We start from the raw sequence: 24147 nt of genomic DNA, 5'->3' as shown, positions 1-24147 counted from the left end.
TTGTTTCCAAAACACACTCCTATGAGAAAGATAATACTCATGGTCATTGTCGCAACGGCGATGGTGGCCTGCAACCAACCCGACAATTCCTCCACCTCATCGTCAAAACCTTCAAGCGCAGTCGACCAGCGAGTCGATAGCCTGATGGCGTTGATGACCCTGGAAGAAAAAATAGGGCAAATGAATCAGTACAATGGCTTCTGGGACGTAACGGGCCCTGTGCCCGCCGAAGGCGATGCCGCCATGAAATACGAGAACCTCAGAAAAGGCCTCGTCGGCTCGATGCTAAACGTGCGTGGCGTGGCTGAAGTGAGGAAAGTACAGAAGATAGCGGTGGAGGAAACCCGGCTGGGTATTCCCCTCATCATCGGCTTCGACATGATCCATGGCTACAAAACCATGAGCCCCATACCGCTGGCCGAGGCGGCGAGCTGGGACTTAGCGGCCATCGAAAAAGCGGCCCACATCGGCGCCGTAGAGGCAGCGGCAGCTGGAATAAGCTGGACCTTTGCCCCCATGGTGGACATTGGCCGGGACGCCCGCTGGGGCCGGGTGATGGAAGGTGCAGGCGAAGACCCCTACCTCGGCAGCAAAATAGCGGTGGCACGGGTCAATGGCTTCCAGGGCAATAACCTGGCCGATCCGCTAACGATAGCGGCGTGCGTTAAGCACTTTGCCGGTTACGGCTTTTCCGAAAGTGGCCGTGACTACAACACCGTTGACATTGGCACCTCCACACTCTACAACATGGTGCTTCCCCCATTCAAGGCGGCTTCCGATGCAGGGGCACGCACTTTCATGAATGCGTTCAACGTACTCAATGGCATTCCCGCCACTGGCAACAGCCTGCTCCAGAGAGACATCCTCAAAGGCAAGTGGGGCTTCGAGGGCTTTGTTGTCTCCGACTGGGGCTCTATAGGTGAAATGATCGTTCATGGCTATGCTGCCAATGGCTCCGAGGCCGCCAGACTGGCTGCGCTGGCTGGTTCAGATATGGACATGGAGTCGTACCTGTACGTCAAAGAACTGAAAGGGCTGGTTGACGCTGGCAAAGTAGACGTGGCACTGATCAATGACGCTGCGAGGAGAATACTGAAAGTGAAATTTGAGCTAGGGCTTTTTGATGACCCTTACCGCTACTGCGACGAGCAAAGAGAGAAAGACCTGACCGGCCACCCCGACCACGTGTCGGGCGTGTTGGACATGGCGAAAAAGTCCGTCGTGCTGCTCAAAAATGATGGCAACTTACTGCCGCTAAAAAAGACTGGTCAGAAAATCGCCGTGATTGGTGCACTGGCCACAGACAAAGACAGCCCCATTGGCAGCTGGAGGGGCGGCGCCGATGCCAACACGGCAGTGTCGGTATGGGAAGGCCTGCAGCAATATGTCGGCAACCAGTACAACTACAGCAAAGGCGCTGACCTTGTGACAGAGCCTGCGACCTTTCTGATGGAAGTGAAAATCAACGAAACTAACAAAAGCGGATTCCAGGCAGCAGTACAGGCTGCTAAAAACTCCGATGTGGTTGTCATTGTATTGGGCGAGAATGGCTTTCAATCGGGCGAAGGCCGCAGCCGCACTGATATTACCCTGCCGGGAGTGCAAACCGAACTACTGGAAGCTGTTGCAAAAGCAAACAAAAACGTGGTGCTCGTTACCATGAGCGGCCGTCCTCTCGACCTCAGCAGGGAGTCTAAATTAGTGCCCTCACTTGTACAGGCCTGGCATTTAGGCAGCCAAAGTGGCAATGCTATAGCACAGGTGATTTACGGCGACTACAACCCCAGCGGAAAGCTGCCCATGTCTTTCCCCCGCAGTGTTGGCCAGGTACCCATTTACTACAACCACAAGCGTACCGGCCGACCCAATGACGCTGGCAATGGCATCGTGTTCTGGTCGCACTACTCCGATGAGGCCAATGACCCGCTTTATCCATTCGGTTATGGCCTGAGCTATGCCGACTTCGACTATGCCGACTTACAAGTAAGCCAGCCCGAAAAGGGTAAGGTGGTCGTTAATTTAAAGGTAACCAACACCAGCCAGCTAGATGGAGAAGAGGTAGTACAGCTTTACCTCCATGACATTGCTGCCAGCGTTACCCGACCGGTGAAAGAGCTGAAAGGGTTTGAAAAACTGATGATCAAGGCTGGAGAAAGCAAACAGATTAGCTTTACGCTGGGAGAGGCGGAATTAGGCTTCTATGACAATGAAGGTAACTTCATTGTGGAACCAGGAGAATATGAAATAACAGTGGGTGGAAGCTCCGTCGGTGGACTTTCCACAAGGTTCACTGAGAAGTAAATGGTCACGATTCCGTCATAATGGGCCGGGATGCTTTGTTCAGGAAAGGTGTCCCGGCTTCTATTTTTTAGGTCGCTGCGATTTTTATACGGCCGGAGAGAAACTATTTAACTCTACTGAAAGGAGTAGCCAATAAATAATACCTATCTTTCAGGGTATCATTTATTAAAAAGGCAGTTGGCTAATAGTCGCCACCGCTCAACCCCATCTATCAACTCAAATGCCTGTTCAACTACTCATTACCATCGGTGTTATTATTGTCGGCCTCTGGCTGCTCTTATACATCTTCCCTATTAGTCTGTGGATTACAGCGCAGTTTTCGGGTGTCAGAGTTAATCTGATGACGCTTGTTTTTATGAGATTCCGCAAGGTGCCGCCGGGGCTAATCGTCAAATCGATGATATTGGCTGCAAAAGCTGGCATTCCCGATATTTCCGTCGAAATGCTGGAAACGCACTACCTGGCCAAAGGCAACCTGGTCGCTGTTATCAAGGCGTTGATCATGGCCGACAAAGCCAACCTCAAACTTGATTTTAAGCAAGCTACTGCCATTGACCTGGCTGGTAGAGACGTGTTGGATGCGGTAAAGGTATCTGTAACGCCTTATATGGTGCTTGTGCCTGCCATCACAGCTGTGTCAATGGATGGCATTCAGCTCATTGCTGTTGCCCGTGTTACAGTGCGAAGCAACCTGCAGCAGCTTGTGGGTGGTGCTGGTGAAGAAACCATCAAAGCAAGAGTGGCCCAGGGAATCATCTCAAGAATTGGTATGGCCACCAGCTATAAGTTCATTCTTGAAAACCCCGAAAGCATATCCAGACAGGTGCTGGAAAATGGCCTTGACGCTGGTACAGCCTTTCAAATCCTTTCAATCGATATTGCCGACATCGATATTGGACAAAACATTGGTTCCATGCTGCAAATCGACCAGGCTTCTGCCGACCTGAGCATTGCCAAGGCCAAAGCTGAAGAGCGCAGGGCCATGGCCGTCGCCAACGAGCAGGAAATGATTGCCCGTATTCAGGAAGCACGTGCTAAAGTGATTCTGGCGGAAGCACAAATTCCGGCAGCCCTTTCAGGAGCATTTAGAACAGGTAATTTGGTGGCGGGCATCGACTTTAAGAAAGACCAGCCAGCAAAGAAACCAGCAGCGGCCAAGAAGTAATAAGAGCAACTAAATCGTCGGTATCACCTTCGGGAAACACTACCAGAGGGGAGATCGATACCATAGTTACGTCTTTCTGGCAATGATCAATGTATGCCCAGAGTCTCCCTCAGGGATGTATTTTGTTTCTTCTATTGTGAACCCTGCTGAAGAAAACCATTTGATGTAGGTGTTGCTATCCGCATGGCTCCAGTACATGGTTGTGCCGGCAACAATCCAGTCTTTTTCTATACCAGTCCAGGCCTTCGCTCCTACTATTGCTAAAACACATCCCCCAGCTTGCAACCAAATATACATTGCTTCAATCAGCGCAGGTTGCTGCTCAATGGGCACGTGAATGAGAGAGTACAAGGCCACAATACCGGCGAACTCCCCCGTCTGTAAAAACAGTTTTGTCATATCTGCTACTTCAAAAGTACCTTCCGGAACATTGGCACGGGCCAGTGCCACTTGCGCTGGCGAAATTTCAACTCCCAGGTACCGGTGACGCTGACTTAAAAACCGGGCAACTGGAAGACCATCTCCACAGCCCAGTTCCAGGATCTTATCATCGGCCTTCAAGTATTGAACAAAGCTATTCAGCCACGGTTCATAACTAGCTTCATGAGATGCGGCGAAATGTATTCTATAGTCCGAAGAAAGTTTATCATAACCCTCTCTAACAATCTCTTTTGGATCTGTCATTGTTTTACTATCTGGCCTTTCCTTTCCCGGCGATCACTCAATAGCTCCCCTGCAAAATATTGCGAAAGATGGTGTTACGAAAGGCTAGTCACTTTGTCAATCTCACAGCCATTTTCCCGGCTATAAAACCCATCGGAATATAGGCAACCACCATATCCAAAACCGCAAACCAGATAGGGCCTGGCAGCATGAAGGCATTTGTGATGCCACCCGCCAGAAAGAAAACACCAATGCCTACAGAAAATTTCATCTTGTTGTTGGCAGCAATGAGACCGGCCAGCATTGCTCCTGCCAATGTTCCCAAAGCATGGGCTAAAAATGGCATAATGAAATGCCTTGGCTCGAATAAATGCAGCGAGGCTTGTAGCCCTTCCATGGTCGTTACGTCGGCACCTTCAGGAGGAGGTATAACAAACCCGCTGATCATCACAATGCCCATATTCACGATACTGCCAATTACAACACCGATGACAACTGATATAATGTTTTTAAGGATCGGATTCATGGTAATCAGGTTAGCGTTTCAAATTCATCATCAATGGCTACATCAATTTACTTTAAATCATTAGAGATAAAAAGAGACAAAGGTTGAGCAACATTGCCCAGAACAACATACCCTTCCAAAACCGGTCGCAATGGTGCCTTCAGGGACTCCATTGGGGGAGTTAATGCAACGCTTGTAGCACTTAGAAATGAAAAAAGAGGCGAAGGCCTCTTTTTTCATCACCACTGTGTTTCAATATTTTAAGCTCTTCAGGTAGGCAATGCTTTGAGGCACTTGCAGCATTGGATTGAGGCTCTCATCTTCAATGAACATGTGCTTGATGCCTATTTTGTTAGCTTCCCTGAGTATTCCCGGAATGTCGAGTTCTCCTTGTCCAAGAGTTACGTCATTCTCCTGACCCGTACCACCTGTCAAGTCTTTCGGCGTGCCTTTTTTCAGGTCTTTTACGTGCAGCAGTCTCCAGCGGTCGCCGTATTTCTTCAGGAGCTTCACCGGATCTCCACCACCAAAATGCGTCCACATAATGTCCATTTCGAAAGACACGTACTCAGGGTTAGTGTTCTCAATGATATAGTTCATCAGCGTGCCTTTTCCGTAAGGTTGAAACTCATAGCCATGCACGTGGTAGCAGAAAGTAAGGCCATTTTCTTTCAACACTTTGCCTGCTCTGTTAAAATCCTCCGCTGCCTTTTGGGCATTCTCGAGGTTAAATTCAGCCCTTTTGTGGGGGATCCAGGCGCACATCACAAACTTGGCGCCCAGGGCTTTGGCGTTGTCGGCTACGGCCTGAGGGTCTTTCACCAGTTGCTCATAGCCCGTGCCAGTGCCGGGAATGCTGATGCCCCTCGCTTCACACAATTTTCTGTACTCTTCGCCTGTCATGCCAGCAGGCGCTCCGCCTTCCAGCTCGGTAAAGCCCAGCGAGGCAATGGTGTCCAGAGTAGCCTCTACTCCCTTAGGGAAGCTCTTGCGGAACGTGTAGGCCTGCACGCCCAGCGGTGCGGTGTACAACGGATCGCCCTTTTTCTGGGCTTGCGTTGGGTGCGGCAGTTGCCAGGCGACAAAAAGAATAATGAAAGCTATCAGGTGTTTTTTCATTTTAAGTGTATTTACTATTCGTTTTCAATTCCATAAATGTGATGCCACCACCTGATATTACGTCTACCGCTCAAGAATCTCAGCCTTCGACTTGCTCCATTAATTCATCGGGCGATATGACACGGTGTGGGCACCACCCGTGCACACCACATGCTACAAATTCAGTTTGTTCAATTCATCTACTGCATGGTTAGCGGCACGGGCCGTCAGCATCATGAAGGTAAGTGTTGGGTTTTGCGTTCCCGTGGAAGTCATGCAAGCGCCGTCTGACACGAACACATTTTTACAGGCATGAAGCTGGTTCCACTCGTTGAGGAGTGACGTTTTAGGGTCTCTTCCCATGCGCACGCCGCCCACTTCGTGGATATCCGAGCCGGGAAGCGAATGGCTGTCATTCACTCTCACATTGATAAAGCCGGCCTTTTCGAACATTTCCTGCTGCTGCTCCAGGTAATCCTGCACCATTTTGTCGTCGTTTTCCTGCCACTCCACAGACACAATGAGCTGAGGAATGCCATATTTGTCCTTCATGTCCCGGCTCAGTCGCACGTGGTTGCTTTCAACAGGCACCGTTTCTCCCATCATCCAGCTGCTGATGTTCCAGTTGCCATATTCCCTGTCCAGCAGGTTGTCTCTCAGCTCATCGCCAATCATGCTGGTGTCGGAGCGCTGCCCCCTGCCCCCGCCAATGCCTATGGCATAGCCACGCAGGAAGTCGGTTTCTTGCTTGTGCACGTTTCTGAATCGTGGAATATAGGAGTGATCAGGGTTGCGCCCGTCGGTGCGTTTGTCCTGGAAGCCTTCGTACTCAGCATTGCCTTTGCCCCGGTAATTATGCCAGGCTATGTACTTGCCCATGATGCCGTTGTCGTTGCCGAGTCCCATGGGGAACCTCGACGACGTGGAGTTCAGCAGAATGGCGTTGCTGTTCAGCGTGGACGCATTCACAAAGATAATGCGGGCATAAAACTCTATGATGTCCTTCGATTCAGCGTCGATCACACGCACACCGGTGGCCTTGCCTTTCGCATCATCATAAATAACCGAGTGCACCACGGCGTTGGGCCTCATGGTCATATTGCCCGTTTTCATGGCCCAGGGAATAGTGGAAGCGTTGCTACTGAAGTAGCCTCCGTAAATGCAGCCCCTGTTGCACATGGTTTGGTTTTGGCACTTGCCTCTGCCCTGATCGATATGGATTTGCTGAGGGTCGGTGAGATGAGCACACCGCCCCTGGATCATCACCCTGTCGCTATAGTTTTTCTTAATGCTTTCCTGAAAGTATTGCTCTATGCAGCTTTGCTCAAAAGCCGGCATTACCTCGCTGTCGGGCAGCACCGCCAGGCCATCCCTATTGCCCGAAACACCTGCAAATTTCTCCACGTAGGTATACCATTCCTCCACGTCTTTGTACCTGATGGGCCAGTCTACCGCAAAACCATCCCGGGCCGGGCCTTCATAGTCATAGTCGCTCCAGCGTTGGGTTTGCCGGGCCCACAGCAGTGATTTGCCGCCTACATGGTATCCCCTGAACCAGCGGAAAGGCTTTTCCTGAATAAAGGGCTGCTCATCCTCCTTCAGCGCAAACGGCAGCGATGATTCTCTGAGGAACCGTGCATTGCCGTAACCTACTCGCTTCTCAATGGGCACACTATCACGGAATTCGAAGTCCCATGGGGCTTTGGAAGCTGTGGGATAGTCCTTGATATGTTTTACGTCCCGGCCTCTTTCAAGCACCAGTGTCTTCAATCCTTTTTCACACAGCTCTTTGGCAGCCCAGCCTCCGCTGGCTCCTGAGCCAATCACAATGGCGTCGTAGGTACGTTTATCTTTAGAATCTTGTAACATAACTGTTGGTTAAATCACAAATCGCAAGCATCAAAATTCAATTAAGCACCAAAGGTCAAATTCGAAACGAATTGGTATTGGTGATTTGCTTTTTGAGATTTATTTGTGTTTTGGTTTTTGTCTTTTGGAATTTTAGAATCAAACACTGGCGCATCCATAGAAATGACCCGGTGCCACTTTGTAGTCTCGGTAGTTGGTCATAACTACCTGTGTGGTGGTAAAGCCACGGATGGTTTGGTCTTTCATAAAGTCGAAGAATTCTTTCTCTTCCTCCACTTCCGAATTCGACCTTGTCATTAGCAGTTCAACCCGCTGCTCCTGTGTGCAGTCAGCGAACGACTCCCCGTAAGTATCCTCGGCCGACTTTTCTAGCGCTGCCATCTGAAGCCGCAGTTTGTCCTGGTCTTCTTTCTCGTAGCATTTTTCGAGAAGCTTCATTAGAAATTTATCGGTACCGGTTGAGAGCGCACCGATGGGCTCGGCTGGGCCACCTGGCACTGAAGGCGGGGTTCCGGCAGGAATAATGGTATCCGCAATTGAGCTAAAAAGCTCCTCTTCTTTGCGAGTGTAGAACCTGGGGTGGAGGGCATCTTCCACAATATGCCATTTCCATTCCACCAGGGAAAGGCCCGCAATGGCACCGCCAGCGGCAAGCAGACCCTTGAGGGTGCTTCGTCTGTTCATAAGTAGGTATCTTAAAGGGAAATATAATAAACCATACAATTTCAAAAACCGCACATCAGTGCTACTCAGGCGAGCAAGTTGCCTGCTCCCGGAAAAGCCCTAACTCATTCGGGAACAGCAACAGCATTTTTGAAAAACCATAAATCAAGTGAACTAATCTACCCAGATATTATCTCTTTGAAGAATTTTTGCCGGTCAAATATTCGAAAGGTTGATAGCGAATGACAGAAGGTCTGTGTGTTGCGACGGTGCACCCTACCTGCACTCCCCGTGGTCATAGGTGCGAAAGTACCGATAGCCATTCAGGTAGGTCTTCGTCTCCTTGTACTCCAGCTCGTAGTCCGATATCGTTCCATTGTCGTACTGAAGACGGAGCAGTGGCACGCCAGCCCCACTTGTGGCCACTGTCCAGTTTCCTGCATTGTTGCTATTGCCTGCACTGCTGGCATAGGCCCCGCCAGTGTCGATGGACATGCTGCTGCTTTTATAAAACGTAAAGCGGTTGCCGCACAATAAAATCTCCTCATGGTCGCTGTAGCCGCCATAGGAATCATAGCCTGAGCTGGAATACGAATTGAGGTAGGTAAGCTTGGCTCCCTGCAGCGTTTGTCGCCACTCTTCAGTGACCGGAGGCTCTTTGGGCTGAGAAAACTGCAGACTTCCGGCAATTTCCTTTGCCAGTTGTTTGTAAAGAGAAGAATAGTTGGGCACATCAGTAGCAGCTACCACTGTCACGCCCGTCCCAAACGGATTGACAACTGCCGCAATATAGGCTTTGGCCTTTGTTCCCTGGATATTGCCGGAAAACTCCGCACCTATCCCTTCCGATCCCACTTTTTCAAAATCTCCTGACTTCTGCAGGTTAATGCCCTCATCTACCAGACCTGCTTCTGCTTGTGCTTTAAGGTTTTGGATTTGCGACTCCTGATGGGTCATCAGTATCAAGAGACCCGGCTTGGTATCTGAACCCATCAGAAACACCTCTCCCGATTCCGCTCCCTTCCATCCGTCGGGAATGGAGAACCTGATGCCGAGCGTTGGGTAGTCGACCACACCCGTTTGCTGGGCAAAAACTCCGTAGCTGCCAAGGATGATGCAGATCGAAAGCGAAAGAAACCTTTGGCGTTCCATTATTCTAAAATAGCGCCGACAAGGGAAAAGTAAAAATTTCCAGATACGAATTATGACCGCTGCGTCACAGGGAATTCGCTGAAAGATAGAATTTTACGTCTTTATTTTCTCCCGAATTTCTCTCTATTGAATTCATCCGACTTATTTCGGGCAATGGATAAGCTTGTCCATTTGTCTCCAGCCTGCATCCTGGCCAGGTAAACGATTTGCCCGACATGGTAAGGATAGTGCGCCAGCTGTCTGTTGATGGCCTCCATCACCGTGTGCGCCTCTGCCCGAATGTAGACAGTACGACTGAGATCCTCCTCCTTCAATGCATCCAGTGCTGCGAAAAGACAAGCCCAGCCTTCCTCCCATCTGGCAAGTACTTCGGCCCTGGTGGCTTTGTCTTCCTCAAACTCCTGGTCTCGCTGCCGCCATTCCTTCTCGCCGTCTTCGGTTAAGAAATTCGTCCAGCGGGAAATCATATTGCCCCAAATGTGCTTCACCGTTGTGGCAATGCTATTGCTTTCTTCGTTGTGCTGCCAGTGCAGCGCTCCGTCTGCCACCTGGGCCATCGCCTTGTCGCCCAGGCTTTTGTAACGCAGGAATTCCTTTTTTACAGAAGTTAAGTAACTCATCGTGAGTGATATTTAATTAATTGCGGCTAAACTAAGCCTTCCAGAAATAATGATAAAAGTCCTCTTCTTTCTTAAACCCCGTGCTATCGTACAGCCGCTGTGCCGACAGGTTGCTCACTTGCGTTTCCAGCGTAAGTCCTTTGGCCCTCGTTTCTTGGGCGAACGCTTGAGCGGCTTTCAGCAGTCCCTCGCCTATGCCCATGCGTCGGAATTTCTTGTCTACATACAAATCGTTGAGCAACCAAAGGCGCTCCATGGTGACTGAGCTAAACAATGGATAAAGTTGAGTAAACCCTGCGCCTATACCTTCCACATAAGCCATAAAAATGACGCTTTCCCCATTCAGTAGTCGTTCTTCCAGGAATTGCCCCGCTGCTTCAAGGGCTGCTTCCTGGCCATACCACTGGCGATAGCCATCAAAAAGTGGAGTAAGGTGCTGAAGATCATTCAGCCTGGCTTTTCTTATTTCCATATCGGTGTGTTCTCTTTGTCTCAAAGTAGCAAATTAAACAACCTGAGATTCTTTTCCAGAAGAAGTGGCCGGGGCCAGCGCATTTGAAACAAATTAGACAATTTATTTTCAAAGCTGTTTTTCAACCCCTAGCCGGGAATCCTCAATGCTATTAAGTTAAGAGGTTCAGTCTCCCAATTTCGATTTCACCCCTTACCCTAAAGGGCGTATGGATTACCATTAGCAGGCCCCCTTAGGCCTTATGATTGCAAAATGCTCTTGACTTAATAGCATTACCCCGGCCCTTAAGTGAGAGCCTGACTGGCGTAACAGCTTCGAAATTCTTCTTTTTCCGTTAGTAAGCGGATTAGGACAAAACGAAGCATTTCAAAGATAAATAGTTTTAAATGCGTTTGCCCCGCCGATGTAACAACCTGATCTGCTCCCTCAGGTAGCGGCTGGCTTTGAAAGCGCTTTGTATGCCTTCACCTTATAGCCTTTGTTCACCATAAAAATGCCAACAACTGTTATCACGAACGCCAAAGCAATGAGGGCATTCAGCTTTTCATCCAATATCCACCAGCCAAGCAATACGGCCACCAGTGGATTGACGTAAGCATATATGGAAGCGAGCCCAACGGGCAAATGTTGCAAAACATAGAGATAGCAGACAAAAGCACCAAGCGAGCCAAACACTGTCACATACAAAAGCGCCGACATTCCCTGCCAGTCGACCATTGAAAACCGGGTGTAGTCGTCGAATGCAAAGCTGAACAGCCAAATACCAATGCCTCCAAAAAACAAATGAAAACCAGCGTTCATGAGCGGACTTTCGGGCTTACCATACCGTCGGATACTCACACTACCGTACGACCAGCCAATGATGGCGACGAACGTGAGCAAAATGCCCATTCTATAGTCGGGGTTCACCAGGTCGGCAACATGTTCTCTAAATACGAGCATCAAGCCTCCCACCCCAAACAGCAGACCTGCATAAATAAGTGCATTGGGTTTTTCCTCGGCTTTGCTGGCCAGGTTGATCAGCACCACGCAAACGGGCATCATGGCGCAAATAAGCGCAGCCAATCCGCTCGGGATAAACATTTCGGCCCAACCCACCAGGCCGTTGCCAAGCGTGATCATCATAAACCCGATAAAGGCGTGCTTTCTGAGATAGGCGATATTGATAGTGCCACCCTTGCCTGACAACCAGACAAACAGCAGCAGTCCACCACCTGCAATCGTCTGCCTGATGGCTGAAAAGGCAAACGCTGGAAATTGAGACACACCCACCCGCATGGCCAGGTAGGTAGTACCCCATACGATGCAGATAAATGTCAGTGCAAGATACGCCTTGGTCTGTGTTTTCATTGGTGCGGCTGCAGCCCGAAAAAATAAGAGAGCGATTTACGAATAATCGACAAATAAATGGCGCAACGCCAGTCGGTAATTTCAGGAGTCGGCGATAAAAAAAACAGTCTGGTCCAATACCACGGTATTCCATTCCATCCTCACGCTAGCAAACGTACCCCGGGATTATATCCCGGCGCTCAGACCAGACAACCTCCATGAAAAGTAACTTTTTCAGCGTGGACTTTACTGCACCGGCGCTCCTTTGCCGTCACGCAGCGCAGGCAGCCAAACCTTGTCACGCTGGGTTCGGAAAGGCTCCTGAGAACCGTTGCGATCCTGGTGGCCAGAGGTGGGCAGGATCATCACCTGCTTGGGTGTGGTGAGCTGATTGACACCTGCTAAAATCCCTTCCGGAGGACAGGTTTCATCGAGCAGACCGATGCCTACCAGCACCGGGCATTTGATATTGGTAACGAAGTTGGCCACATCATAGTAGCGGCTGGCTTCATGCACTTTTGCAGGGTCTTTGCCATCGGTGCTGCCATACCACTGGGGCCACCCTCCTTTTCTTCCTACATCCGGGCCCAGCATATCGAAGCCAGCTGGCACCAGCGCAATGGCGGCGGTAATGGCGGGATGGAAACCAGCCGTCATCAGGGTTTGCTGCCCACCCTGGCTATCGCCCATCACTACCAGCGTTTTGCCATTCCAGTCGGGGCGCTCGGTGAGGTATTGCGCTGCCCGGTAACAGGAAAGATACATGCGCAGAAAGTAGCTCGTTTCACGGCTTTCGTTGCCAATAGCGGGGTAATTTTTCAATGGCCCATCGGATTGTTGTTTGTAAAAATCCTTGGGTTCGTCGATGGGCAGGTCATGGGCTTCTATATTCAGCGTCAACCATCCATCCTTCGCCCGGTTCACGGCCCAGCCTTTGTCGAGCGGATACACACCCGCCCACTGCACAATAAGCAACGCTGGAAACTTCTCTCCTGAAGATGGTTTGGCCAGCTGCCCCTGAATGTGGCTGCCATTGATGTTGTCCATGGAAATCTTCCAGTAGTCGACATTGTCTACGCCGCTTTCTCCTTTTTCGAGCACAGGATTTGCAGGTACTTTTTCAAGCTGCTTGAGCTGCTTGTTCCAGAAACTATCAAAGTCTTTTGGCTTTTCGGCAGACAGGGCAATTTGATCCGGATTGGCCACAGCCCCTCCCACACTTCTGTTTCCCCATCCGCCTTTTCCCCAGCTCACTTCCAGCAGCATGGTGCCGGGCGCATCAAAGGTATAGCTCACCTGAGGAGTACCCTTGTCAAAGGAAACATCATCATGCTGGATATCGGTCAGGCCTCCTTTTTTCAGCACGTATCGAACAGAGTCACAATCCTCGGCGCAGTTAAGTTTCCAGGTAACGGTTTCACCTACTTTATAAACACCGTCAGCCTTGTCGGGCGTAATGACAACTTTTTGTGCCAAAGCGGCGCTGGCAACTAAAAAGACAACGCAAGTGAAGCCAATACGAAGATGCTTGAGAAGTGACATAGGATGTGTTTTTATGTGAAGAAAGCACAAATACCCATGTATTGCAACCTGATTTCTGCGAAGCAAGGGAGCTGTTTATCACCTGCTGACATCCCCCAAAACCAGGAGCGCAAGAATCGGATTGCCACGTGCACAGGGTCAGGGTAATTTTGAATCTTAGAAACGTGCTAACTCTTTTACCCTTTTCATATGCAAGTCATGAATTTAGCTGTGACTGCCGACAGTCTGCAACACACCTTGCTTTCGCAGGGATTTGTCCACCTAGAAAGTGTGCTGACTCAGGAGCAGTGTGAAGCAATAATGGCCTGGTACGCCGAACCAGGCCTGTTCAGAACCACCATCAATATGGCCCGCTACAGGTTTGGAGAGGGAGAGTACAAGTATTTCAACTATCCTTTGCCTGACCAGTTACAGTCACTTCGGCAACAGCTCTACGAAATGCTGGTGCCTGCGGCCAATCTCTGGAGCAAAGCGTTGCGGCTCAATCTGACATTCCCTGAGGCCCATGCTGACTTCCTCCAGCTTTGCCATGACAAAGGACAGCGCCGACCTACTCCCCTGCTGCTGACATACGGCGATGGCGGGTACAACACCCTTCACCAGGACCTGTATGGCGATGTCAACTTCCCTTTTCAGCCGGTCTTTTTTCTCAAGCAGCCCGGCTGGGACTATGAGGGGGGTGAGTTTATTTTGGTGGAACAAAGGCCAAGAGCGCAATCAAAGGCTGTATCGCTCACACCAAAGCAGGGCGACCTGATCATATTTGCTACCAGCCAGCGTCCCGTGATGGGCAGCAAAGGCTACTACAGGGTGCAGATGCGGCACGGCGTAAGCACGGTGCACTCCGGCCACCGGATGACGCTGGGCATTCCTTTGCACGACGCCAAATGATCCGGCATACAGACCTGGGGAGCACCCACTTCGCCCGGAGCCGTCAGCTTTCTGCTCTCATCAGGCAAGGCAAAGTAACGCTGGGTGGCAACGCCCAACTGAAAATCTACGGCCAGCTTAGCTGCCCGTCAGGCAAAAGGATGAAACCAGCAAACAGGGTATTCTTTTTGGATGCAACAGAAGCCCAGCAGCTCGGCTTCCGGCCCTGCGGGCACTGTATGCGGGAGGAGTATGGAAGGTGGAAGGGGAATGTAGACGGGTATTGAATTTGTTAATCACCTGACATGCGGAAGCAGTAAACATCACCTGCCCGGTTATTGCGAGTCACACTGTAAATGCCAATTGTGAGATGAGAATATTCGTGACATGGCAATCTGTTAGATCAGGCTGCATGTTCAGACAGATTGCCACAGCTGATAGTGATTTGTCTAAGGAAGCGATTTATCCACAGCTTCGCAACAACCGTTTTTCGGAGTTTCCACCTCACCCCAACCCCATTTCTATAAGCCAAAGTCTCGCATCAGCGATCTGTGCTGGGACTAGATGGAGTTACAGGGCAAACGCATTTAAAACAAATTAGATAAATTATTTTCAAAGCTGTTTTTCTACCCCGGCCCTTAAGGGTGAAACAGCTTTGAAATTCTTCTTTCCCTTTAGGGCTAGGGTAAAAAGAAGAATTTCAAAGTTAAATAGTTTTAAATGCGTTTGCCCTCGATGGAGTTAGCCAAAGCGCTCACATTTACAGATCATTTAGTATCTTTATAGCTACTTATGAACCCCATTATCACAAAGGCGATAGACAAATTAGCCCTTCTTAGCAAAAAGCACAGGGTGGAAAATCTCTATGTCTTTGGTTCAGTCACCACCAATCGCTTCACTTCCAGCAGCGACATTGACTTTCTGGTGGAGTTCCAGCCTATGGATTTCGGAGACTACACCGACAATTACTTCCAGTTTTGCTTTGCTCTTGAGGCCTTATTCGGCAGAAAAGTTGATCTCACAACTACCCGCTCGCTCTCCAATCCTTATTTCATCGAATCGGTCGACAAAATAAAAAAACTAGTCTACAGTGCAAATAGAGATAAAAAAGCTGTTGCTTGATATAAATACTGCAGTTGGGTCAATTGAAGATTATCTTGGTTCCGAAAGGAGCTTTACTGCCTATAAGTCCAACAAGATGCTCAGAAGGGCCGTGGAAAGGGAGTTTGAAATCATTGGCGAAGCATTGAACAAACTCATGAAGATTGATCCTGATATCAAGATTTCAAGCACAGAGTTAATAATTGGGATGAGAAATCGAGTCATCCATGGTTATGATAAAATAGACGACGAAATTGTTTGGGGAGCCATTGTCCGGCACATTCCAATATTAAAGGCCGAAATTCAGGCTTTACTGAAGAGCACTTAAGCTTAATCTGGGGACTGTTTTTATTGGAGGCGCAGGTCGCTCACATTTGCCATTGGTACGAACCAAAGTCTCGCAGCAGCGCAGCTTTCAGTGCCGGGGCTAGCAGGAGCACTCCGGCCACCGGAACCAGCATGGGGAGCAAGTTTTTACCCATTAAACTAAAACCTTATGACAAAATTAACCAGAGAAGACATATTTAAACTCCTACACCGTGATTTGGCTAGTAAACCTAATCTGAGCGGTTTAAATTTAAGCGGACTAAATTTAAGCGGACTACTTTTTTTCTCTGTGAATTTAAGCGGTGCCAATCTTACAGGAACCAACCTTGAAGGCGCTAATTTTATTGGAGCTAATTTCACTGGAGCCAATTTCACTGGAGCTAATCTGAAAGTAGCTAATTTTTGGCTACAAAATCTTGAAGGCATTAATCTCAAACATGCAAATCTTACGCAAGCTACCCTTATGGACGCCAAGGTTACAGGTGCTGATCTAACAGGAGCTATTCTTCGGGAAGCAAATGTTACAGGCGCTAATCTAATTAGCGCTAATTTAACCGGAGCGGATCTGACCGGAGCGGATTTTGAAGGAGCTCACCTTACGAATGCCAATCTCACTGAAGCTAATCTCACTAATGCATGTTTTGTAGGTGTTGATCTTACAGGAGCTAAACTTATAAGAGCTAAACTTGCGAAAACGAATTTTACAGGAGCTAATCTTCAAGGGGCTGATCTTGCTGGCGCCGACCTAGCAAGTGTATTCAATTTGGTGATGCCCTAAGAGGAGAAAGAAGTGTTTGATTTACCTGACTTTCAAAAAGATTCAGCCTTGCTTATCGCCATTACTTATACAAAGTGTTGTGTGGCGTATTTTGTTCATTTAGCATCTCTCTAAGTATTTTAAATGGATATGAGTCTCTTATTTTTATAATAAAAAAATCCAAATTATTTGTGTTCTGAATCTCAAAGCTGGTAATTTTTGACTTATTATAAATCCTAGACACTTTGTTGTCAATATCGTATAAGAAGATGTTAGTAGAAGTTTCTCCCAAATAATTTAAATTGCCTTTACATTTCTCGGTTGTAATAAATTCATTATTCTCAATGAACGAAATTGAATACTCATCTTTTTCAAATCTTTTTGTGTATGAATTGAATAAAGTAGAAATAAGCATACAAAGTATTATTATGACTATCGCCATTGGTATCGAAATGTTTAGCATCCTTTCATCAGATATTACACCTATTAGATAAACGAAATACACAAAGTATGCAGGAATGAAAAGCAATTTATTTGGAAAAAAACCAATAAAAAAGATCCCAATTAGTGCGATTATCATTTTACTACTTGCTAATCCTTTTTTAAAAGGCTTTTCAAATAAATCAGTAATCCTTTCTTTTTGTCTCTTATTTAAACCCAAGTAGTAAAAGAATTTTTTTCTTCTGATTAGCACAATTCTCTCATAAATTATCCATAAATAAGAAAATGCGATGAAAAAAGATATTTCATACAGTAATATTATTAACACTATTTGAAAAACATACTCCAGCGTAAAATACACTAAATCTGCAACAGCTAAATAATTAAAAATAGGAATACTAAAGCTTTTATAATACAAATAGTAATTAATAAAGCTAACTGAATATATTATTAACAGAGTAATTGAAATATTTTCTTTTGTAAAAAATGAAAATATTATTTTTAATTTATCCATATTTTCTCTTTAGTCAAATACCACACAACCGTTATATAGACCCCAGTCAGTCCCACCACTAGCGTTTATATTCAATATAGTCACAGGTGGCCATTGAGAAAAATTCCTGGATGCTTGCCCATTATAAACATATATTTTTGGCGCTAAATGTCCTAGCTATCCAACGGGCTTCTTTGCTGATCGAATGTTTGGTAGTAATGTGTGTATAAACCGGGCTGTTCAGGACTTCAATCCGCCCCACTATCGAACCATCTGCGATCCGGCCACATTCCCCATCAGCCGCAAGGGTCTCCCCTAGCTACTGCGGCTACCTGTTAAGCGCATGTCCCACTACCTGTTAAGCGCTTATCCAAGTGGTAGACAAGCGCTTGTGTCACTACCTCATAAGCCCTTATCATATAGGTAGTAAAGGCGTTGCTTCGTTCCGGATAAGCGCTTATGATAGGTGTGATAAGGGCTTAACAGGAGGCTGTGGTGCGCACCACACATAGTTAGTGCTAGGCAGCATAGGTAGTAAGTGCTGGGCACCATAGGAGCTATTTGTGCGCACCAAACTGAAGACGGAAAGAGTTTGGTGAGAAAGAGGCAAAAATTGAGGTAAACGCTCCTGTGTGTATGAGTATACGAAAATCAGGCCAGTTTGGGAGAAGAGGAGAGTGGTTTTTTAACCCCGTGGGAGGGGGAGCCGGTGACGCCCAGACTACAAAAGTTTTGCTTGTCAACAGCAAAGCTGATCGGCTGGCAGCCACTTTGGGAAAGCGTAAACCGACTGAGACACCAAACTTTTGTAGTCCCGCCCTCGCTGTTTTGGCCTCACTCACCTGTCTATGACAATTTCCGACTCAGCACGAAAATCCCATTCAATAATTTTAATATCTCCTGTTTCCTTGTCAGCCTGAATCTTCAACCACCCAACCGAAAAAAGCCCATTGTCTCTCAACTTGATTCCGACATAGCTGAAACCCTGTTCACTTTTACCCCTAATAGTCCACTCGTCTTCCCAAACGTTATATGGTGCATCGGTGATTGACACAATTTCAGGGCTGTAATTATCCCACATCTCCGGAACCAGCGCCAAGCGCCGAACAGTGTCACCTGGCAGCAGAAAGAGCTCGGTTTCTCCACTTCTCCCAAAGATAGCACTTTCGCCCAGGGCACGAATCCGTCCAGTTAACCCAGTACCTGAACTATTAACCCCATCCCAGATAAGCATGCCATATTGGACGGCAAAATCATTTATACCATCTCCATTCATGTCGTAATCAACCGAGGGCGGCACATCTTTTATTGTCGTAGTCCGTGGTGAGTACTCCGGAAGTCCTTCCTCATCCTGACAACCAACCAAGAAGACTGCAATAATGAAAATGAATGAGAAGCAATATTTCATATATCAAATATAAAATAAATACACAATGTGCTCTTTGTGCCTTAAAAGAAATATTTTATCCCTAAAACTAAGAAAATAATTAATTTCAGGCCAGCGACCTCCAGATATAAAACACAATGTAGGCCTCCCATCCTGGGAATTGCCGGAAAAAGTCTTCCAGCTCTTCTCTGGTTGGTTTCCTATCGAGGCCTTTCAGCTGCTTGTAGCCGTTGAGGAGCCCTGCATCGCCATAGGTAATGGCATCGGCCCTGCGCAGGCATTTCATGGCCACGTAGTTGGCCGTCCACTCACCTACGCCCTTCAGGCTCATGAGGCATTTCAGCATCTCCGGTGTGCTCTCTAGCAAAGAAAGCTTTTCTACAGAGACCTCACCTGCGAGAAAGGCTTCGGCTACTATGTGCAGGTATCTGGCCTTTTGAGATGAGTATTGCATGCCTTTCAGGTCGTCGAAAGACAGCTTGAGCACCTGCTTCGGGGTGGGAAAAACATGGTAGGTCTCCCCCTCGTAGGTTTCGCTTTCGCCAACGGCTTCCACCAGGCTTCTTTTGAGCTTGTAGGCAAATGTCAGGTTGATCTGCTGGCCAATAATGCTCCAGCAAAGCACTTCAAAAAGATCGGGGATGGAGATCAAACGAAGCCCCCAATATTTTTCAACCAACTGCTCAAGGTCAGCGTCTTGCCGGGCAATGGCTTTCAACGGCGCAACGTCCCCTTTCAAATGCAGCCACTCGGTGATGTAACTGACAATCTCCGATTCCCTGGCCTCACCTTTCAGCAAATCCACCCGAAGTGCACCATCCGATTCACTGATGCTTAAAAGAGAATGCCCTTGACCTCCAATTCTCAAAAGCTTGGTAACCGACCCACCCTTCACCTTGTGCAGGCAGTCATCAAAGCCCCTGTCGAGAAACCACAGGCATTCTTTGAAACTAAAGTTTTCTGGTGTTGGAATAGAAAGACTAAGCGGCATGCATCTCCTCTTCTGCCATGGTTCGCACCTTCTCCCAGGCAATCAGGCTTAGCTTGCGGTCGTTGCCCCAATGATAGCCGCCAATGCCGCCATCTCTTCTGATCACCCGATGGCAGGGGATCAGTACGGCCACTGGGTTGCTGCCTATGGCAGACCCTACTGCCCTTGATGCTTTTGGGTTGCCAATATAGTCGGCAATTTGCTGGTAAGTACTCAGCTGGCCCTCGGGAATGCGGAGCAATGCTTCCCACACTTTGACCTGAAATGGGGTCCCCTTCAAATTAAGTTGAATGGCCTGCTGGCTCGCCTCACCGACTCCGAAAATTTGATTCACAGCGGCTTGATTAGCATCAGCGTTCTCTGTCAATACCGCCTCGGGCCACTCTGATTTCAGCAGGGCCAGTCCCTCTTCGGGCGTGGGCACAAACTCGAGCTTGCAGATGCCCAGGTCGGTAGAAGCAACGATCAGCCCACCAAAGGGAGATTCGTGAAAACTGTAATTGATGTTCAGGCAGTTACCTTTGCTTTTATAAGCACCGGGCGTCATGGCTTCAATGGTCACAAAAAGATCGTGCAAGCGGCTGGAGCCAGAGAAACCTGCTTCGTAGGCGACCTCGCTCAGCGGCACATCGCCAGTTTTCATCAGCTCCTTGGAGAGGTTGAGACTGAGAAACTGTTGAAATTTCTTGGGGCTTATGCCAGCCCAACTGGTAAACATGCGTTGAAAATGAAAGGGGCTCAGATGCACAGCATCGGCTACTGCTTCGAGCTTAGGCTGCTCTTTGAAATGCTCACTGATGAACTCAATGGCTTTGGCAATTCTTTGGTAATCGTTCATGGCTTCAAAATTTACTCAAAAAAACAGTAAAGCCATCTGTATAGAAACCCGAAACTTGCTGACTTTGCCTCTACCCAAGTCGGCTCACATCTACCGTCACCACCATTTTCTGGCCTCCATTGCTATAAACAATGCCCTTCAGCGGCACCACGTCGGCAAAGTCACGCCCAAAAGCCACTCTGATGTGCTGATCTTTAACAAGCAAATTGTTGGTAGCATCGAACTCTACCCAACCAATGCTGGGAATGTAGACTGCATTCCATGCATGGGAGGCATCGGCACCCACCATCTTGGGTTTGCCGGGAGGGGGAATCGTTTCGATATAACCGCTCACATACTTTGCGGCCAAACCAAGAGACCGCACACAGGCAAGGGAAAAGTGGGCAAAGTCCTGACAAACACCTTTTCTGTGTTTAAATACTTCTTCCAAAGGGGTGCTGATGTCGGTAAAGCCAGGCGTGAATTTAAAATCTTTATTGATCCGCTTGTTGAGATCAAGCATGGCATCCATCACAGGCCTGCCGGGTGTAAACGACTCCAGCGTGTATTCTTTTACCCCGGGTATAAAGCTCACATGTGTAGACTCCAGGTAAAACTGGCGAATATCGTTCATGGCATCGGTGGTTTGCAACCAGCTCACCACGTCTTCCCAGGGTTCGGTTTGCTTTGAGTCAAGGTTCGCCCAGGCAGGCATCCCTATTTCGACCTCACTTTTCGACTCCACCAGCAGTTTCTGATGTGTTTTTTGCACCGAAAAATACATGAACTCATTGTCAAAAAAGTCTTTGCGGGTAGCCAGGTAATTGGGCTCGGGGAAAATATTGTACCTATACGATTTCACCTGCTGAAAAGGAAGCCGGGCCGGACTTTGAACCACAATATTGTGGCACAGCGCCGTGGGCGTTTGGTAATCGTATTTCGTAATATGGGTGACTCTGTATTTCATTTCATTCGTTAGGAATGTGCTGCCTTAAATCTCTGGCAACCTGTTGGCTTTAACAAAACCATACTGGCTTTGGGTGTGACTGAAATAGCTTTCGTATATCAAAGTGGAAGCTTGCTGCAAGAGCTGAATGATATCGCCCAGGAACTGCTTTAATTCCTTGCGTGTGTCAGCGTCGGGCTTCAGTTCGGCTAACTCATCGAGATCAACAAGCCTGACTTTTGATAGGGCTTCCAAAAGCTTCTTTCGGGCCGGGCTTAAACCGGTGCCAATGCCCAAAGACGGCAATTGCTTCAGGTGATCATCGATACGTTCAATCATGTACACAATGGCCCGGGGATTTCTGTCGTCGGCCAGCAACAAGTTCAGTACTCCCAGCACTTCCAGGTTGGACCGATAGCGGTACCGGTAGGTCACCAGGCTTTCGTTGCTCATCAGAATCAGCTCGATGAGCGATTTTTCCTGATCAGAAGTGGATTTGGCCGACAAAGTAGCCTGCAGCATCAGGCAGGTGCCAATAGACGACTCAATGAAACGCCCTATATTAAGCAGCCTCCAGGTAGACTCCCTGGTCATGTTGTCAATATTGAGGCCGTTGAAGGCCATCATATGCACAATCAAATGATCAAGGCGGTGATAGATTCCTCTCAGGTTGGTGCCATTCATTTTCATAATCTCCCATTCCTCAGAAATCAAATCCAGGATACGCCAGGTATCCAGACTGAGTCGGTCCCTGATGGCATAGCCATTAGACAGGAAAGACTTTAGCGAATGAGCGAGTGACCCAAATCGGTTTTGATCAATGGCCAATGAATAGAGCTCCTTTTCGGGGTCTTTGAGTACCCTTTTGTCGTGAAAGCCCGGCTGCGTACTTGTGAGGGAAGTAAGCCCCTTCAGCAGTGTAACGAGGGTTTGATCATGCTCGATGTTGACCTCATCGTCCGTTTCATTGAACTTTCGCAGCACAATCCTCATCAGCCTGATGGTGCTGACAGTCCGCTCCAAATAGCGCCCCAGCCAAAACAGATTTTCTCCGGTTCGGCTTGGTAATATGTTCTCCGTTTGCTGCACAATGACAGGCGGCCTATTCACCTGCACCTGCTCTTTGGCATGACCCAGCACCCAGGTGTCTTTACTAATACCTCCCGATTGGTTAGAAACAATAAAAACACCTTTTTTAGGTGAGCTGCGTGACAGCCCTCCCGGCATGACGTAGTAGGTTTCGTTTTCAGAATCGGCGACTACATAGCTTCTGAATACAGCATTTCTAGCCTCCAGCTTTCCGTCAATGAGCGACGGAGTAGTTGAAAAATCAACCATTTCCTGCCCAACGAAGAGGTACGGCCTGACCTTGATTTCTTCTTTTAGCTGCTCAATTTCCCTTTTGCTCAGCTCCCCTCCATACACCGACTTATTTTTGTCATTTCGGTAGATCATCCTGATGATCAGCTTATCGATATTCTCCAGGACGTACTTCTTTTCCTTTTCCTGTCCACACCACCAGGTCGCTACCGACGGCAGTATCAACTCCTGTTGCAATACGTTCCTGCTTAGTTTTGGCAAAAACGCCATCAAACCAGGGTTTTCGAGGATGCGGCAGCCAAGGGGATTGATCACCATCACGTTTTTCTGCCTCACCGCCTCCATAAGCCCAACGACCCCCAAGTGCGAGTCGGCCCTGAATTCAAGCGGATCACAAAATACGTCGTCCACCCTCCTTACAATCACATCCACCTTCTCCAGGCCCTTCAGCGTTTTCAGCCAGATGTAGCCGTCGCTCATGGTCAAGTCCTGAGCAAACACCAGGGTGAAGCCCATGAAAGAAGAAAGGTAGGCATGCTCAAAGAATGTCTCGTTCGAAGGGCCGGGAGAAAGCATCACAATCCTCGGGTTCTCCTTGTTTTTCCACGACAGTGTTGAGAGCGTGTTCTTGAGCGTTTGATAGTAAGACGAGATTTTCCTTACCTGGTTTTCCCTGATCATGTCGGGGAACACCCTGGTCATGGCAGCCCTGTTTTCCAGGGAATACCCTGCTCCGGAAGGAGCATCGGTTCGGTCGTGGAGCACCCACATTTTTCCATTGGGGCCACGGGCAAGGTCGGCCGAGTATTGCACCAGCTGCTGGGGCCCGGGTATGCGAATTTTATCTACCTGGCGGAGAAAACCCTGGTGGTTATAAATCATTTCGAAAGGAATCAACCCCTCTCTGATCAGCTTTCTTTCACCGTAGATATCTGAAAGGATAATATTGAGTAGCTCGGTTCTTTGAGAAAGGCCTTTCTCTATGACCTCCCATTCGCTCTGACTGAACACCATGGGAACCGGGTCGAGATTCCACGGGCGGTTCATCCCGTTGGGGTCGCCATACACATTGTAGGTCACCCCATTTTCCCTGAGCTGCTGCCCCACTTCCTTGTTCCGCTGCTCCATCCGCTCAATGCCCAGCTTTTCATAGGCATTGGCCAGCTTTTCCCAGTGAGGCCACACCTTGCCATCGGGCGTGGTCATCTCATCAAAGAACGGCTCATTGGAATTCGTTCTGTCTGCCAGGTACGATTTAATCATCGCCAAATCTCACCAATTTTTTGTGATTCCAAAGTTGATTTGTGAAGATATTATA

The 24147-nt window shown here is 48.3% G+C and carries 23 protein-coding genes; 7 read left to right on the top strand and 16 right to left on the bottom strand.

Features of this window, described 5'->3' with window-relative positions; all coding sequences use genetic code 11:
- Window positions 1–21 precede the first annotated feature (21 nt).
- Together bglX and floA are read left to right on the top strand one after the other, a co-directional pair.
- Complete coding sequence (gene bglX, locus AAC052_RS08290) at window positions 22–2301, top strand: beta-glucosidase BglX (RefSeq protein ID WP_339812450.1); 2280 nt, start codon at window positions 22–24, stop codon at window positions 2299–2301.
- 220 nt (window positions 2302–2521) lie between these two features.
- Entirely contained in the window at window positions 2522–3466 is a 945-nt protein-coding gene (gene floA, locus AAC052_RS08285) for a flotillin-like protein FloA (RefSeq protein WP_339812449.1), read from the top strand.
- Window positions 3467–3532: 66 nt separating this feature from the next.
- On the opposite strand, the gene AAC052_RS08280 is transcribed toward floA, so the two are convergent.
- The 10 genes from AAC052_RS08280 to AAC052_RS08235 form a co-directional block, all read right to left on the bottom strand.
- Window positions 3533–4150 carry a class I SAM-dependent methyltransferase gene (locus tag AAC052_RS08280; RefSeq protein WP_339812448.1) on the bottom strand — a complete coding sequence of 206 codons (618 nt, stop codon included), beginning with the start codon at window positions 4148–4150 and terminating at the stop codon, window positions 3533–3535.
- A gap of 88 nt (window positions 4151–4238) precedes the next feature.
- A complete protein-coding gene (locus AAC052_RS08275; RefSeq protein WP_339812447.1) occupies window positions 4239–4655 on the bottom strand; it encodes a hypothetical protein in 417 nt (138 codons plus the stop codon).
- 231 nt (window positions 4656–4886) lie between these two features.
- Window positions 4887–5753 (bottom strand): sugar phosphate isomerase/epimerase, encoded by an 867-nt coding sequence (locus AAC052_RS08270; protein ID WP_339812446.1) that lies wholly within the window; start codon window positions 5751–5753, stop codon window positions 4887–4889.
- Window positions 5754–5906: 153 nt separating this feature from the next.
- Window positions 5907–7601 (bottom strand): GMC family oxidoreductase, encoded by a 1695-nt coding sequence (locus AAC052_RS08265; RefSeq protein ID WP_339812445.1) that lies wholly within the window; start codon window positions 7599–7601, stop codon window positions 5907–5909.
- A gap of 138 nt (window positions 7602–7739) precedes the next feature.
- The gene (locus tag AAC052_RS08260; RefSeq protein WP_317491273.1) at window positions 7740–8285 is read right to left on the bottom strand and encodes a gluconate 2-dehydrogenase subunit 3 family protein; all 546 of its coding nucleotides are present in this window, start codon (window positions 8283–8285) and stop codon (window positions 7740–7742) included.
- Between the two features lie 255 nt (window positions 8286–8540).
- Window positions 8541–9416, bottom strand: a complete 876-nt coding sequence (locus AAC052_RS08255; protein WP_339812442.1) for a hypothetical protein — start codon at window positions 9414–9416, stop codon at window positions 8541–8543.
- A 101-nt stretch (window positions 9417–9517) separates the two neighbouring features.
- Complete coding sequence (locus AAC052_RS08250; protein ID WP_339812440.1) at window positions 9518–10036, bottom strand: DUF1572 family protein; 519 nt, start codon at window positions 10034–10036, stop codon at window positions 9518–9520.
- A gap of 31 nt (window positions 10037–10067) precedes the next feature.
- Entirely contained in the window at window positions 10068–10508 is a 441-nt protein-coding gene (locus AAC052_RS08245; RefSeq protein WP_339812439.1) for a GNAT family N-acetyltransferase, read from the bottom strand.
- 426 nt (window positions 10509–10934) lie between these two features.
- The gene (locus AAC052_RS08240) at window positions 10935–11858 is read right to left on the bottom strand and encodes an EamA family transporter (protein WP_339812437.1); all 924 of its coding nucleotides are present in this window, start codon (window positions 11856–11858) and stop codon (window positions 10935–10937) included.
- Window positions 11859–12083: 225 nt separating this feature from the next.
- Complete coding sequence (locus tag AAC052_RS08235; RefSeq protein ID WP_339812435.1) at window positions 12084–13379, bottom strand: acetylxylan esterase; 1296 nt, start codon at window positions 13377–13379, stop codon at window positions 12084–12086.
- A 198-nt stretch (window positions 13380–13577) separates the two neighbouring features.
- Between AAC052_RS08235 and AAC052_RS08230 the strand changes: the two genes are divergently transcribed.
- The 5 genes from AAC052_RS08230 (at window position 13578) to AAC052_RS08210 (ending at window position 16455) form a co-directional block, all read left to right on the top strand.
- Window positions 13578–14270, top strand: coding sequence for a 2OG-Fe(II) oxygenase (locus AAC052_RS08230; protein ID WP_339812433.1), 693 nt, complete (start codon window positions 13578–13580; stop codon window positions 14268–14270).
- Window positions 14267–14536: an Ada metal-binding domain-containing protein gene (locus tag AAC052_RS08225; RefSeq protein ID WP_339812432.1), complete on the top strand. Its 270-nt coding sequence runs from the start codon at window positions 14267–14269 to the stop codon at window positions 14534–14536. The genes AAC052_RS08230 and AAC052_RS08225 overlap by 4 nt, the downstream gene beginning before the upstream one ends.
- A gap of 505 nt (window positions 14537–15041) precedes the next feature.
- Window positions 15042–15371: a nucleotidyltransferase domain-containing protein gene (locus AAC052_RS08220; protein WP_339812431.1), complete on the top strand. Its 330-nt coding sequence runs from the start codon at window positions 15042–15044 to the stop codon at window positions 15369–15371.
- Window positions 15340–15678 carry a HepT-like ribonuclease domain-containing protein gene (locus AAC052_RS08215; protein WP_339812430.1) on the top strand — a complete coding sequence of 113 codons (339 nt, stop codon included), beginning with the start codon at window positions 15340–15342 and terminating at the stop codon, window positions 15676–15678. The genes AAC052_RS08220 and AAC052_RS08215 overlap by 32 nt, the downstream gene beginning before the upstream one ends.
- A 168-nt stretch (window positions 15679–15846) precedes the next feature.
- Window positions 15847–16455, top strand: a complete 609-nt coding sequence (locus AAC052_RS08210) for a pentapeptide repeat-containing protein (RefSeq protein ID WP_339812428.1) — start codon at window positions 15847–15849, stop codon at window positions 16453–16455.
- Between the two features lie 61 nt (window positions 16456–16516).
- Here the strand turns inward: AAC052_RS08210 and AAC052_RS08205 are convergent, their stop codons facing one another.
- The 6 genes from AAC052_RS08205 to AAC052_RS08180 form a co-directional block, all read right to left on the bottom strand.
- The gene (locus tag AAC052_RS08205) at window positions 16517–17389 is read right to left on the bottom strand and encodes a hypothetical protein (protein WP_339812426.1); all 873 of its coding nucleotides are present in this window, start codon (window positions 17387–17389) and stop codon (window positions 16517–16519) included.
- Between the two features lie 817 nt (window positions 17390–18206).
- On the bottom strand, window positions 18207–18776 hold the full coding sequence (locus tag AAC052_RS08200; protein ID WP_339812425.1) for a hypothetical protein: 570 nt from the start codon (window positions 18774–18776) through the stop codon (window positions 18207–18209).
- A gap of 85 nt (window positions 18777–18861) precedes the next feature.
- Window positions 18862–19746, bottom strand: coding sequence for a DNA glycosylase (locus tag AAC052_RS08195; protein WP_339812423.1), 885 nt, complete (start codon window positions 19744–19746; stop codon window positions 18862–18864).
- Window positions 19736–20584 carry a methylated-DNA--[protein]-cysteine S-methyltransferase gene (locus AAC052_RS08190; protein ID WP_339812422.1) on the bottom strand — a complete coding sequence of 283 codons (849 nt, stop codon included), beginning with the start codon at window positions 20582–20584 and terminating at the stop codon, window positions 19736–19738. The genes AAC052_RS08195 and AAC052_RS08190 overlap by 11 nt, the downstream gene beginning before the upstream one ends.
- Window positions 20585–20654: 70 nt before the next feature.
- Window positions 20655–21530 carry a transglutaminase family protein gene (locus AAC052_RS08185; RefSeq protein ID WP_339812421.1) on the bottom strand — a complete coding sequence of 292 codons (876 nt, stop codon included), beginning with the start codon at window positions 21528–21530 and terminating at the stop codon, window positions 20655–20657.
- 24 nt (window positions 21531–21554) lie between these two features.
- On the bottom strand, window positions 21555–24092 hold the full coding sequence (locus AAC052_RS08180) for a circularly permuted type 2 ATP-grasp protein (protein WP_339812419.1): 2538 nt from the start codon (window positions 24090–24092) through the stop codon (window positions 21555–21557).
- Between the last annotated feature and the right edge of the window lie 55 nt (window positions 24093–24147).

Origin of the sequence: uncultured Imperialibacter sp. (assembly GCF_963974565.1) — a bacterium.
Lineage (GTDB): Bacteria > Bacteroidota > Bacteroidia > Cytophagales > Cyclobacteriaceae > Imperialibacter > Imperialibacter roseus.
This window is presented reverse-complemented; position numbering and strand designations above follow the sequence as displayed.

Bases quoted from the DNA above. Each gene is read 5' to 3' on its own strand.
- AAC052_RS08200 (WP_339812425.1), bottom strand. From the start codon at position 18,776: ATGAAATATTGCTTCTCATTCATTTTCATTATTGCAGTCTTCTTGGTT.
- AAC052_RS08180 (WP_339812419.1), bottom strand. From the start codon at position 24,092: ATGATTAAATCGTACCTGGCAGACAGAACGAATTCCAATGAGCCGTTC.
- AAC052_RS08265 (WP_339812445.1), bottom strand. From the start codon at position 7,601: ATGTTACAAGATTCTAAAGATAAACGTACCTACGACGCCATTGTGATT.
- AAC052_RS08230 (WP_339812433.1), top strand. From the start codon at position 13,578: ATGAATTTAGCTGTGACTGCCGACAGTCTGCAACACACCTTGCTTTCG.
- AAC052_RS08275 (WP_339812447.1), bottom strand. From the start codon at position 4,655: ATGAATCCGATCCTTAAAAACATTATATCAGTTGTCATCGGTGTTGTA.
- AAC052_RS08255 (WP_339812442.1), bottom strand. From the start codon at position 9,416: ATGGAACGCCAAAGGTTTCTTTCGCTTTCGATCTGCATCATCCTTGGC.
- AAC052_RS08195 (WP_339812423.1), bottom strand. From the start codon at position 19,746: ATGCCGCTTAGTCTTTCTATTCCAACACCAGAAAACTTTAGTTTCAAA.
- AAC052_RS08185 (WP_339812421.1), bottom strand. From the start codon at position 21,530: ATGAAATACAGAGTCACCCATATTACGAAATACGATTACCAAACGCCC.
- AAC052_RS08205 (WP_339812426.1), bottom strand. From the start codon at position 17,389: ATGGATAAATTAAAAATAATATTTTCATTTTTTACAAAAGAAAATATT.
- AAC052_RS08225 (WP_339812432.1), top strand. From the start codon at position 14,267: ATGATCCGGCATACAGACCTGGGGAGCACCCACTTCGCCCGGAGCCGT.
- AAC052_RS08235 (WP_339812435.1), bottom strand. From the start codon at position 13,379: ATGTCACTTCTCAAGCATCTTCGTATTGGCTTCACTTGCGTTGTCTTT.
- AAC052_RS08190 (WP_339812422.1), bottom strand. From the start codon at position 20,584: ATGAACGATTACCAAAGAATTGCCAAAGCCATTGAGTTCATCAGTGAG.
- AAC052_RS08220 (WP_339812431.1), top strand. From the start codon at position 15,042: ATGAACCCCATTATCACAAAGGCGATAGACAAATTAGCCCTTCTTAGC.
- AAC052_RS08240 (WP_339812437.1), bottom strand. From the start codon at position 11,858: ATGAAAACACAGACCAAGGCGTATCTTGCACTGACATTTATCTGCATC.
- AAC052_RS08260 (WP_317491273.1), bottom strand. From the start codon at position 8,285: ATGAACAGACGAAGCACCCTCAAGGGTCTGCTTGCCGCTGGCGGTGCC.
- bglX (WP_339812450.1), top strand. From the start codon at position 22: ATGAGAAAGATAATACTCATGGTCATTGTCGCAACGGCGATGGTGGCC.
- AAC052_RS08250 (WP_339812440.1), bottom strand. From the start codon at position 10,036: ATGAGTTACTTAACTTCTGTAAAAAAGGAATTCCTGCGTTACAAAAGC.
- AAC052_RS08270 (WP_339812446.1), bottom strand. From the start codon at position 5,753: ATGAAAAAACACCTGATAGCTTTCATTATTCTTTTTGTCGCCTGGCAA.
- floA (WP_339812449.1), top strand. From the start codon at position 2,522: ATGCCTGTTCAACTACTCATTACCATCGGTGTTATTATTGTCGGCCTC.
- AAC052_RS08245 (WP_339812439.1), bottom strand. From the start codon at position 10,508: ATGGAAATAAGAAAAGCCAGGCTGAATGATCTTCAGCACCTTACTCCA.
- AAC052_RS08210 (WP_339812428.1), top strand. From the start codon at position 15,847: ATGACAAAATTAACCAGAGAAGACATATTTAAACTCCTACACCGTGAT.
- AAC052_RS08280 (WP_339812448.1), bottom strand. From the start codon at position 4,150: ATGACAGATCCAAAAGAGATTGTTAGAGAGGGTTATGATAAACTTTCT.